Source organism: Paenisporosarcina antarctica, assembly GCF_004367585.1.
Classification (GTDB): domain Bacteria; phylum Bacillota; class Bacilli; order Bacillales_A; family Planococcaceae; genus Paenisporosarcina; species Paenisporosarcina antarctica.
In genome coordinates, this window is sequence record NZ_CP038015.1 from 2,289,520 (window position 1) to 2,301,921 (window position 12,402).

Here is a 12,402-nt window from a genome sequence, read left to right on the forward strand (position 1 = left end):
CCAAAATTCCAATTCTTCTGTTAATTGTTCATCTAATAATAAATACTATTACAGAAATATTACTACGGCAACATATTTTTTTAGATTTTCCTGTTTTTACTTTATTTTGTAATTACTTTTTTTGAATAATGTTAGGAGTACCAAGGTTTAGTACGGAATCCGTAATAATAAAAATAATTATTATTTTTCATTGAAAATTGTAGTTTGTAAATTCAAATGCTTCTACTAAAGAATAGAATTAATTCTATGCTTTGCAATAATAGTGTGGAATGGAGAAGGAAGAATTCTGAAGGATAAGAGTAGGTCATTTGTAAAATCGTTCAAATATTTAGTAATTTAAGGGGTTCAAGCATAAAAAAAATCTCCTCAAGAGAGGAGATAAATGTGGTTATATTTTTTTAAATAGTAAGCTTGCATTATGACCACCAAAACCTAGAGAATTGCTCATTGCGTATTCAATCTCTTTATTACGTGCTGCATTCGCAACATAATCCAAGTCACAAATTGGATCTGGATTTTCTAAATTCATTGTTGGAGGTAAAATACTTTCGTGTATAGCAAGAGCTGTGAAGACTGCTTCAATCCCACCAGCTGCTCCTAGTAAATGTCCTGTCATTGATTTCGTTGAACTCATAGCAAGTTTGTAAGCATGTTCACCAAATACCGATTTAACCGCCATTGTTTCAAATTGATCATTATATGGAGTACTTGTTCCATGTGCATTAATGTAATCCACTTGTGAAGGATTAATTCCAGCATCTGCAAGCGCTTGTTTCATTGCTCGAGCAGCACCTTCCCCATCAGGAGCTGGTGCTGTAATATGATGGGCGTCACCTGTTGAACCATAGCCAATAATTTCAGCATAAATTCTTGCACCACGTGCTTTAGCATGCTCATACTCTTCTAAAATCACGATACCTGAACCTTCACCAATTACAAATCCATCTCGGTTTGCATCAAATGGACGTGAAGCAGTTTGAGGATCTTTGTTAAGTGACAGAGCAGTGTTTGAACAGAATCCAGCAACTGACATATTCGTTACAGGTGCTTCAGCTCCACCAGAAATCATCACATCAGCTTCCCCACGTTCAATTACTTTAAACGCATCACCTATTGAGTTAGTACCTGATGCACAGGCTGTTACTGTACATGAGTTCATTGCTTTTGCTCCGAAATAAATGGATACTTGTCCTGCTGCCATATCAGGAATCATCATAGGAATTAAGAACGGACTCACTCGACGATAACCGCGGTCAAGAAAATTACGGAATTGTGCTTCATACGTTTCCATCCCACCAATACCTGATCCAATCCAAACTCCCGTACGAAGACCAAGTTCAGGGGTTAATTCTAAATTTGCATCTTTCATGGCCATAATAGAAGCGGCTAATGCAAATTGTGTAAAGCGATCCATTTTACGTCCTTCTTTACGATCTACATACGCTTCAATATCAAAATCTTTTACTTCAGCTGCTACTTTTGCGGGGAAATCATCTGCATTTACACGTGTTATTGGTCCAACACCAGATCTACCTTCTTTTATACCTGCCCAAGTCGTTTCAATATTATTACCAAGCGGAGTTACCGCCCCTACTCCTGTTATTACAACACGACGCTTTGTCATGATTATATTCTCCCTTCAAGTTAAACCTAAAATATGTAGCCATTATTATTGTCTTTCTTCCTATATAAATATGTTCAAAAAAAAATAACTGGAAATTGTAGGATTAGCATAGATTTTTCTCACAAAATAAATTAGTTGGAAATTATTTGGAACCTCTTTATAAAGAGGTGATTCCAAATAATATCCAATTATTAAACCATCTCATAAAATTTTTTTCTTTCAATCTTTCATAAAAACTGCAGGAATAACTATCTATTTACCCATTTTCAAGCAGATTGCACCCCATGTTAATCCTCCGCCAAAGCCTACAAGTACAACTACATCATCATCTTTTACTTTTCCTGAGAGAATTTCTTCTTTCAGAGCAATTGGGATGGAAGAAGATGACGTATTACCAAACTGCTTAATGGTTTTAGACATTTTTTCTTCAGGTAAACCGAGTCGTTGTCTAGAAGCCTCCATAATACGAATATTTGCTTGATGAGGAACTAAGAAATCTACTTCTTCTTTTGATAGACCCGCTTTAGTTATAACATTTTCTGCTGATTCTCCCATTTGACGAACGGCAAATTTAAAGACTTCTCGACCATTCATTTCAAGATGAGGTCCGTTTTGTAGTAAATGTTTCCCACCAGAACCGTCTGCTCCAAGTTCGAATGATAAAATACCACGTCCTTTAGAGACTTTACCAATTACAGCTGCGCCAGCTCCATCTCCAAATAATACAGCAGTATTACGATCATCATAGTTTGTGATTTTTGAAAGTTTTTCCACACCAACTACTAAAACATATGAATATACACCCGACTCAACAAATTGTTTGGCTGTAACAACTCCATAAATAAAACCTGCACATGCTGCAGAAACGTCCATTGCAGCAGCGTTTTTAGCTCCAATTTTATCTTGAACCATCGTAGCTACACTTGGAAATGGCGTATCTGGTGTGACAGTTGCGACTATAATTAAGCCGATTTCATGTGCTTCAATTCCAGCGTCTTCTAGTGCTTCTTTTGCTGCTTCGATTGCCATATCAGAAGTATTAACATTATCGTCTGCAATTCTTCGCTCTTCTATACCTGTACGAGTACGAATCCATTCATCAGTTGTATCCATCTGTTTTTCCAAATCAAAGTTTGTAACAACTCGCTCAGGCAGATATCTTCCTAATCCAATCATTCCCACATCCATATTTCACCCTCATTTCATTTGTTATCTTCTATTAGTACCTGGTAACAATTATAACGAATTTCGGTTGGTATTTCAATACATCGCCACGAATTTGCCAAACTTCTTCAGATAATTCGAAAAGATACTTTGTCACAATTGGCTCCTATGATATGATGGTATTAATAAATAGTCTGCTTGAGGTGAAATCACATGAAAATTATTCTTACATTAGTTTGGTCTTTTTTACTTATTACAATGCTGAATTATGTAGTTAGTTCAGTTGCAAATGTTCCTTTTGATTTTCTATTAGGCGTATATATTTCGCTTGCAGTTACCGTAATTATTTATATCATTGCTGCGATTATTCCAAACGACCCAGTGGTTACAGAAGATCATTAATACCCAACAGCGTCACTCTAGACCGGCGCTATATTCATTTAAAAAAGGTTTCATCTGAAGTAATTACTTCAGATGAAACCTTTTTTTATTTCAAATTAACTTCTACTGAACCATTTAATACGGTTACATCAACCATACTACCTGGTTTTAATTCTCCACCGAGTAACGCCTTTGCTAGAGCTGTCTCCACATGTCGTTGAATAAAACGACGCAAAGGTCGTGCTCCAAATGCTGTATCTGTTCCTTCAGCCACTACCCAATCAATTAATTGTTGTGAAAACATTACGTTGACTTCCTGTTCTTTTAGTCGCTTCGCCAACTGAGCTAAATACTTCTCTGTAATTGCATTGAAGTGAGACTCGTTTAACGAATGAAATAAGACGATTTCATCCATCCGATTCAATAGTTCTGGTTTAAAATGTGATCGAAGGGCTGACATCACTAATGATTCTGCTTGGTCTCCACCTTCTAGTAAATACTGAGAACCAATATTTGATGTCAAAATGACAACCGTATTAGAGAAATTGACCACTCGACCCTGACTATCTGTTATGCGTCCATCGTCTAAAAGTTGGAGCAAAATATTCGCGACATCTGGATGAGCTTTTTCAATTTCATCAAGCAACACCACTGAATATGGATTACGTCGAACCATCTCTGTCAGTTGACCACCTTCTTCATACCCAATGTAACCAGGAGGTGCTCCTATAAGACGTGATACACTATGTTTTTCCATATATTCAGACATGTCAATACGAATGAAATGATCTTCTGAATCAAATAAATTTGCGGCTAATGCTTTCGCAAGTTCTGTTTTCCCTACGCCTGTTGGTCCAAGGAATAAGAATGAGCCGATTGGTTTTGATGGATCTTTAATACCTGCTCGAGCACGCCAAACTGCTTCTGTTACAAACTGCACTGCTTGATCTTGACCAACTACACGTTCTTGTAGCGTTTCTTTTAGTCTGAGGAGTTTATCTCGCTCTCCTTCAACAAGTTTTGTCACTGGAATTCCGGTCCAACGGGAAACAATAGATGCGATTTCTTCAGAAGTCACTTCTTCACGAAGCAATCGGTTGTCTGACGACGCTTCAAGAGCTATTTCGAGAGCAGCTATCTCTTTTTCGAGTTTCGGCATTTTACCATGACGAAGTTCTGCCGCTTTATTTAAATCATAACTATTTTCTGCACTTTCTAGATCGCGACGATGAATGTCCAGGAGCTCCCGCTTCTTTTGGATGAATTGTAATGACTCTTTTTCTGTTGTCCATTGATTGCGCATTTTCTCAGTTGAAGATTTTAAAGAATCTAGTTCATTACGTAAATTAGCTAAGCGCTGTTTACTTGCTTGATCTTTTTCTTTCATTAGTGCTTGTTCTTCAATTTCAAGTTGCATCATTCGACGCGTCACTTCATCGAGTTCTTGTGGCATAGAATCAATTTCAGTACGAATCATTGCACACGCTTCATCGACTAAATCGATTGCCTTGTCGGGTAAAAATCGTTCTGTTAAATATCGATCAGACAATTGTGCTGCAGCAACGATGGCACGATCATGAATACGCACTGCATGATGCAATTCAAAACGTTCTTTTAATCCTCGTAAAATAGAAACGGTATCTTCAACTGAAGGTTCACGAACTAATACTTGTTGAAAACGTCGTTCTAATGCTTTGTCTTTTTCGATATTTATACGGTATTCATCAAGTGTGGTTGCACCTATACAATGTAACTCACCTCTCGCCAACATCGGTTTTAACATATTCCCTGCATCCATTGCCCCTTCAGTTTTCCCAGCCCCGACAATGGTATGAATTTCATCAATGAAAAGAATGATACGCCCTTCACTTTCTTTTACTTCTTTTAACACTCCTTGTAAGCGCTCTTCAAATTCTCCTCGATATTTTGCACCAGCAATAAGAGAAGCCATATCTAATTCATAAATATCACGTTCTTTTAAGCCTTCTGGTACGTCTTTACGCACGATTCGCTGAGCTAATCCTTCCACAATGGCCGTTTTACCCACACCAGGTTCTCCAATAAGGACTGGATTGTTTTTTGTTTTTCTTGAAAGAATTCTGATGACATGACGTATTTCTTGATCACGACCAATAACAGGATCCATCTTGCCTTTTCTAGCTAGTTCTACTAAGTTACGACCATATAATTCAAGCGGTCTTTTTTGTTCTTGTTGTTGTTGCATATACACTACACTCCTTTGTTTGACCAATTTTGACCTTTGAATTAATTATACATTTATTGGAGAGAAACTGTAAAGAAAATTGCTTTTCATTGAGTAATTTGCTTCAAGATTGGTTTATTCCGCTACAACTAAGTTTTAATCGGCTTCGTGACTGATTTAATCCGCTACAACTGAATTTTATTCGGCTTGACGAGCCTTTTATTCGGCTTCAACGCCACTTTAATCGGATTCACCCATTTACTACCAAAAAAAGCCCCACTTACTGTGAAACTAACAGTAAGTGGGGCTTTTAATTATTGTTTATCTTACACCGAGTGCCATTTTTGCGTAGCGGGACATATTGTCTTTCGACCATGCTGGTGTCCATACTATCTTGACATCGACTTCTTTTACTTCTGGTAAATCATATAAAGATGTTTTGACCATATCGACAATCATTGGTCCCATTGGGCAACCAAGTGACGTTAATGTCATTGTTACTACTGCAAAGCCGTCTTCTGTTAAATCTACATCATAGACAAGGCCGAGGTTTACAATATCAATACCAAGCTCTGGATCGATAACAGTTTCTAGTGCACCCATCATACTATCGCGCATATCTTGATCCATGTTCATACCCCTTTCTAACTATTCTATATCCATCATAACAAATACAGCTTATAGAGACAAATAGTGTGCAACGAAATCGGTCGCTGCAAGCATACCTTTTCTTGAAACGGCATGACTCGCAGTTTTATCAGTCATAAACTGAAAACGTTGTGGATCATGATCATACAATTTCTTTTGTGAGTTATAGAAATTAAATGTCGGTTCATACTGAACTACATTGTCTTCCTTGCCATGCCAGAAGAATACAGGACGACCATTTAATGCATCCGGATTTAACGTGATGTCGAATCCACTTAATGTTGCTAACATTTTCTTCCTTTCAGCATCCGTAATTGGCAATTTAAAACCGCGCGCCTCATATTGAGACATTTGAGCCTTTGCTAAATGTACATAGCTCGGAGAACCCATCATAACAGCGGTTGTGTCAATCCAAGGATAAACATTTAAACAGCCTAATGTGACAATGCCACCCATTGACGTCCCAGCTAGTCCAATTTTCGTGTCATTACCAATTAAGTTTCGTTCAACTAGTTCACCACGTAAAAGATTCACCTCTTCAATAGATGTTAAAGTAATTTCCCAAAAGCGTAATGACAGCTCTACTTCATCTAGTGATTTTTGTCGTTCGCCATGTAAATGCGCATCGGGCAATAAAACACGTAACCCTTTCTCCGCTAATTGGTAGGCATAATGTAGATTATGCTCCTTTGCACTAGTGAAACCATGAAGAAAAATCACGACTGGAACTTGTTTTTCTATTTCCGATTCTCTATATACGTGTAATAGTGGAATATTTCCCCACCGTTCATTTACTACTTTCATGTTGCCCACTTCCTCTACATCTATTACTTGTTATCGTAGCAAAGTAATTGATAAAGTTCAAAATTCAGGTTGGATATTTTTGACTAAGAGATGGTTGTGACGATACAATTTACTTTATAGAAGGAAAGGAGTCATTTTATATGCAACCTCATTTAATTGTTTTAGATTTAGATGGTACCTTATTAACTGATGATAAAGTCATTTCAGAAAAGACTTTACAAACACTATTTAAAGCGCGAGAACAAGGTCATGAAATTATGATTGCTACAGGTAGACCCTACCGTGCTAGTGAAGTTTACTACCACCAATTAAAATTGCAAACACCAATTGTTAATTTTAATGGAGCATTTGTGCATCATCCAACTGACAACAAATTTACCTCCATTCACGAACCCATTAAACTCGAGGTAGTGAAAGAAGTCATTGATGCTGTTCACGATTATAAATTCTATAATATTGTGGCAGAAGTCATGGATGATGTATATTTACACTACCATGACGAGAAATTACTCGATGTATTTAGCTTTGGAAAACCCCATGTGACAACTGGAGACATTCGTAATTATTTAAAAACTGACCCAACTAGTTTACTTATTCATGCAGAGGAACATGAAGTTCCTGCGATTCGAAAGCATTTGCATGATGTACATGCTGAAGTAATTGATCATAGACGGTGGGGTGCACCTTGGCACGTAATTGAAATTGTGCGAAGTGGACTTAATAAAGCGGTTGGACTTTCACAGGTTTCGAAATACTTTAATATTCCACAACAACGAATTATTGCGTTTGGTGATGAAGATAATGATTTAGAAATGATTGAATACGCTGGAACAGGTGTTGCGATGGGAAATGCCATTTCCCCACTTAAAAATATTGCTAATGAAATTACAGGCACAAATAATGAAGATGGTATTTCAGAGTTCTTAATTGAGCGATTAAAATTGTCATTATAATAGAGATACAGGGGGATTTAGATGAGAATATTTGCAGATAGTGCTTGTGATTTACCGAAATCCTTTTATGAAAAAAATTCAGTCACCTTGATTCCATTACGTGTTCATATTGATGAAACAGAATACTTAGATATCACGACAATTGAAGCAAAACAAGTTTATACAGAAATTCGCCAGGGGAAACAACCAAAAACTTCTCAAGCTTCACCAGAGCAATTCTTGACGCTTTTTGAAGAGTTGGCTAAGTCCGGAGAAGAAGGACTCTATATCGCTTTCTCGTCACAACTCTCTGGTACTCATAATACAGCGGTCATGATTCGCGAACAGGTGAAAGAGGATTTCCCGAATATTAAATTAACGATTATAGATTCTCAATGTGCTTCCCTTGGCTGTGGATTACTTGTAAAGGAGGCAGCACGTCTAAAATCTGTAGGTGAACCATTAGAACGAATAGAGGAAATCATTCGTTTTAAAGCAAAGCATATGGAGCATTTGTTTACAGTTGAAGATTTAGATTATATGGCTCGAGGCGGACGTGTTTCAAAGACGAGTGCGGTCATCGGGGGATTGTTAAACATTAAACCCCTCCTTCAAGTGGAAAATGGAAAGCTGGTACCAATCGAAAAATTAAGAGGCCGTAAAAAAGTAATGAAACGCATAATTGAGCTTATGGAAGAGCGCGGCGAAAAACTTAGTGAACAAACTATTGCCATCTGTCATGGTGATGATGAGGCTTTTGCACTTGAAATGAAATTATTGGTGGAAGAAACGTTCCATCCTAAGGAAACTGAAATTCATGTAATTGGCTCCGTAATTGGTGCTCATACTGGTCCCGGAACGTTAGGTGTATTCTTTTTAAATCAATTACAACCATAGAAAGGAACGTGTAATGATGAAAAAAATCGTTGTCATAGGGGCAGTTGCTGGTGGTGCGACTGTCGCTTCCCAAATTCGTTTTTATGAAAAAGAAGCTAAAATTGTTATATTCGACCAGGATGAAACGATGTCTTATGCAGCGTGCGGAATGCCTTATGTTATCGGTGGAGAAATTAAAGAGGCCGATGATCTTCTTGCCACAACACCTGAAGAATTTAAAGAAATACGAAATATTGATGTACATTTAAAACATCGTGTAACGAATATTAATCGACAACAAAAAGTGGTAGAAGTATTAAATTTAGAAACACAACAAACTTTTGAAGAATCGTATGATTTGCTTATTTTATCGCCTGGAGGCACACCGATTGTTCCGAAAACGACTGGATTAGAAAGCACCACTATGTTCACATTACGAAACTTTAGCGATATGAAAAGAATCAATCACTATATCACAACAAAAAAACCAAAGAGTTGTGTCATTGTTGGTGCAGGATTCATTGGGCTAGAAATGGCAGAAAATTTGGTTCAACTAGGTTTGACTGTTTCCATCGTAGAAAAATCACATCAAGTAATGAACATACTAGATATTGATATCGCAGAAGTAATTGAAAAGGAACTACAAGACCATGGTGTTACAATTTATAAAAACAATTTCATAAGCAACGTGTCAAATCGAAACATTGATCTTGATTTAGGCGAAAAACTTGAAGCCGATTTTATTTTAATGTGTATCGGTGTCGCTCCAAGTACAGACCTAGCTGTAAATGCTGAATTAACAATTGGTAAAACTCGTGGAATTGTGACGAATGAATATTTACAAACTAACGATCCCTCTATTTATGCGATTGGTGATGCTGCTGAGAACATAGACTTTATTACCGGAGATGCTAAACGTGTACCTTTAGCCTGGCCCGCTCATCGACAGGCTTACATTGTGGCGAAGCATATTTCAGGTGAAAAGATTCCTTTTAAAGGTTTATTAGGAACATCCATTTGTAAAGTATTTTCTCTGTCAGTAGCATCTACAGGATTAAATGAACAAACACTAATTGTTAATCAAATAGACTATACAAGTGTCAGTCAAAAATCACTTTCGAATGCTGGCTACTATCCGGACCATTCGAAAATTTTCTTGAAAATCCATTATGACCCATCCTCACGTAAAGTCTTAGGTGCACAAGTAGTTGGTGGAAAAGGTGTCGATAAACGTATTGACGTCCTAGCAACTGCTATTTATGCAGGGCTTACAGTCGATGATTTACAAGCACTAGAACTAGCATATGCCCCTCCCTATTCAGCACCAAAAGATCCGATAAATATGGTTGGATACCGCGCAAAGTAAGAAAAATGGAAAGCGCTACTCTAAGCCTACATCGCTGAAGGAAAGATGAAATGCGAAAATAAGCATTTCTGACCTCATACCACTTGTAGCTTAAAATAGCTGCGCTCAATTCGAAAGAGCATTTCGAAAAAATTCATACTTTTTTATCTCTTGAAAAATCGCTTGAGACATAAACAGTCTCAAGCGATTTTAATTTAATTATTCTTAGTATCGTGTTTTTGTTGCTTTCCTTTTCTCCATACGAGATAGATAAAAGTTAAAAATAAGATATTAGCTAAAATGAGCGCTGCTATATACCCTTTGTTCAACCCTTTTTCATCAGTCACTGTGTAAAATTCTGCGATTTCCCGATCTAATACAAGTCGATAATTGCCATCATCTTTTTGTCTTAAGACATCACTTTCAAATAAACCACGAAGCTCTTTATTATCACCAATTACTTCTTTTGATAAAGTAAAACTCTGAGTTTTACTAGAATTATTAATTACGACAATCCAAGTTTCTTCTTCATTAGAACGTTTATAAATCATGAAGCCATCTTCATTATGCAACATTTCCATCAAGCCAGTACGAAGAGCAGCTGATTTATTTCGAAGGTACTGAACATCTTCGATAAATTCAATTAATTCTTCATCGGTTTTAAAGTTATAAATTGGATGTGATTCAGGCGGCTGTGCCCCGTTTACTGCAATTTCAGACCCGTAAGTCATCACTGGAACCCCAGGAATCGACAATAAAGTAGCCATTGCCATTTTCCAGCGTGTTGGTGGAAACATATTCGCTTCTGTCGCATCCATTGTAAAACGTTGAGTATCAATTGAGTCGATTTGTTGAATAATTGGTTCTCCAACAGATGTCTGTGCCATTTGAGATGTCTCTTGATCTACAGTTTTAAATACATTTCGATGCATTTCTTCTTGATCATTCAACACTTTCGCATCAAAATTCGCATCACTTTGTTCATTGCTAAGTACATATAGGTCTTCATTTTCTTTTTTAAGTGTTTCAATCACTGAATTTAAAAAGTTCATGTCTACACCTTCAATTGACGTGAAACGAATTCCATCAATATTATACTCTTGTACAAATGTTAAAGCTGCCTCAATTATCGCTTGTTGTGCATCTTCATTTGTTAAATCCCAAGAAGTCGTACCATCTGTATTGTTGATGACCCACGATGCGTTGTTCGCATCAGAAGCTAAAACGTGTTCAGAACTTACATTTTGTATAGGGAAATCAACAATGATTCCCATTTTCTCATCATGCATATTATCAATTAATGTGTTAAATTCTTCAGACGTCCCAAAATGACGTTCTAACATGCCGTAATCTACTACACGTTTACCATCATATGTATCACTAGCAAAAACTGGCCCAACTGATACTAGTGAAAAACCCATTCTTTTGATGTGACTCAACTTTTCCGCCACACCCATGAAATCTCCACCTGCAAATGCTCCTGGTATTCTTGTATCTACTTCAAAATCATTTTCCATCGTTTTATTAAAGTATCGATCAACTAATAAATCATATATACTTTCGTCTTGAATGGTATTTCTTGCTTCTGCATGTGTATTTAGCGGAACAATCAAACTTATAATTAACGTTAAAATAATAGTAGTGCTTATCCATATATTTACCTTCATGTGAGGTCCTCCTCTAACGAATCTTCATTCGTAATTTTACCAAACAGAACTGAGACTCGCCATGTTTTACAAAGAATTCACATAAATATAGGTCAAACCTGTGAAAATCATGTGCTAGATATAATCATTGGCTATTAAAATTTGATAATCATTATATTCCTATTAGAAATTGGACTCGAAATTCTCCAACTTGCAAGACATTTTTCCAACTAAGAAGACATTGCTCACTCTAAAAGTATCTAAAAAACCATCTTATCTACTTTCAGATAAGATGGCTTCAGTAATTCTACATTTAAACCTACATGCTAGCTAAAAAGTTAAAGCCCATTGGTAATTTGAAACCTAAGAACATTGTGATAAACAAGAAGACAAACAACAAAATCCAGAACATAGTTGTTGGCTTGTGTTTTTTCGAGCGAACTAAAACCATTTCCATCATCCCGATGACCAAAATGCCTCCAATTAATTTCAATCCATAAAGCATTCCCATATCGAAGTTCATGCCTTCGATGAATAATGCAATACCTGTAATGATGATGAACACATAAAATAATCGTAACACCATATGAGTAATTTTTTGTCCTTTACTGCCGTTTGTTAAAATAGCAGCGATAAGGAACAAAATAATGCCAATTGCCCAAGTGGCAATGTGTAAGTGTGTGCTAGCTAAAAAATCCAAAAATCTCACCTCATCTAATCTAATTAATAGTTCTAATCTATCCTATCATAAGTCGAGTTCTTACAGAGTTATGAATAAG

At 36.7% G+C, this 12,402-nt stretch carries 11 protein-coding genes; 4 read left to right on the top strand and 7 right to left on the bottom strand.

Annotated elements, in window-relative coordinates; translation table 11 throughout:
• Positions 1-388 precede the first annotated feature (388 nt).
• A complete protein-coding gene (gene fabF, locus E2636_RS11425) occupies positions 389-1,624 on the bottom strand; it encodes a beta-ketoacyl-ACP synthase II (protein WP_134210299.1) in 1,236 nt (411 codons plus the stop codon).
• A gap of 252 nt (positions 1,625-1,876) precedes the next feature.
• Positions 1,877-2,812 (bottom strand): beta-ketoacyl-ACP synthase III, encoded by a 936-nt coding sequence (locus tag E2636_RS11430; protein ID WP_134210300.1) that lies wholly within the window; start codon positions 2,810-2,812, stop codon positions 1,877-1,879.
• 189 nt (positions 2,813-3,001) lie between these two features.
• Here E2636_RS11430 and E2636_RS11435 point away from each other — a divergent pair, with 189 nt between their 5' ends.
• The gene (locus E2636_RS11435; protein ID WP_017381575.1) at positions 3,002-3,190 is read left to right on the top strand and encodes a DUF2929 family protein; all 189 of its coding nucleotides are present in this window, start codon (positions 3,002-3,004) and stop codon (positions 3,188-3,190) included.
• An 85-nt stretch (positions 3,191-3,275) separates the two neighbouring features.
• Here the strand turns inward: E2636_RS11435 and E2636_RS11440 are convergent, their stop codons facing one another.
• From E2636_RS11440 to E2636_RS11450, 3 genes are all read right to left on the bottom strand, one after another.
• Positions 3,276-5,393: an ATP-dependent Clp protease ATP-binding subunit gene (locus E2636_RS11440; protein WP_134210301.1), complete on the bottom strand. Its 2,118-nt coding sequence runs from the start codon at positions 5,391-5,393 to the stop codon at positions 3,276-3,278.
• A gap of 300 nt (positions 5,394-5,693) precedes the next feature.
• Positions 5,694-6,002: a metal-sulfur cluster assembly factor gene (locus E2636_RS11445; protein ID WP_134210302.1), complete on the bottom strand. Its 309-nt coding sequence runs from the start codon at positions 6,000-6,002 to the stop codon at positions 5,694-5,696.
• 48 nt (positions 6,003-6,050) lie between these two features.
• Complete coding sequence (locus tag E2636_RS11450; RefSeq protein WP_134210303.1) at positions 6,051-6,824, bottom strand: prolyl oligopeptidase family serine peptidase; 774 nt, start codon at positions 6,822-6,824, stop codon at positions 6,051-6,053.
• 140 nt (positions 6,825-6,964) lie between these two features.
• On the opposite strand from E2636_RS11450, the gene E2636_RS11455 reads away from it, so the two are divergent.
• The 3 genes from E2636_RS11455 to E2636_RS11465 are packed head-to-tail and all read left to right on the top strand — an operon-like array spanning position 6,965 to position 9,998.
• Positions 6,965-7,777, top strand: a complete 813-nt coding sequence (locus E2636_RS11455; RefSeq protein WP_134210304.1) for a Cof-type HAD-IIB family hydrolase — start codon at positions 6,965-6,967, stop codon at positions 7,775-7,777.
• 21 nt (positions 7,778-7,798) lie between these two features.
• Positions 7,799-8,653, top strand: coding sequence for a DegV family protein (locus E2636_RS11460; RefSeq protein WP_134210305.1), 855 nt, complete (start codon positions 7,799-7,801; stop codon positions 8,651-8,653).
• A gap of 16 nt (positions 8,654-8,669) precedes the next feature.
• Positions 8,670-9,998: a CoA-disulfide reductase gene (locus E2636_RS11465; RefSeq protein WP_134210306.1), complete on the top strand. Its 1,329-nt coding sequence runs from the start codon at positions 8,670-8,672 to the stop codon at positions 9,996-9,998.
• A gap of 194 nt (positions 9,999-10,192) precedes the next feature.
• On the opposite strand, the gene E2636_RS11470 is transcribed toward E2636_RS11465, so the two are convergent.
• Both E2636_RS11470 and E2636_RS11475 read right to left on the bottom strand, forming a co-directional pair.
• Entirely contained in the window at positions 10,193-11,644 is a 1,452-nt protein-coding gene (locus E2636_RS11470) for an alpha-amylase family glycosyl hydrolase (protein WP_134210307.1), read from the bottom strand.
• Positions 11,645-11,942: 298 nt separating this feature from the next.
• Positions 11,943-12,323, bottom strand: a complete 381-nt coding sequence (locus E2636_RS11475; protein WP_134210308.1) for a YisL family protein — start codon at positions 12,321-12,323, stop codon at positions 11,943-11,945.
• Positions 12,324-12,402 lie beyond the last annotated feature (79 nt).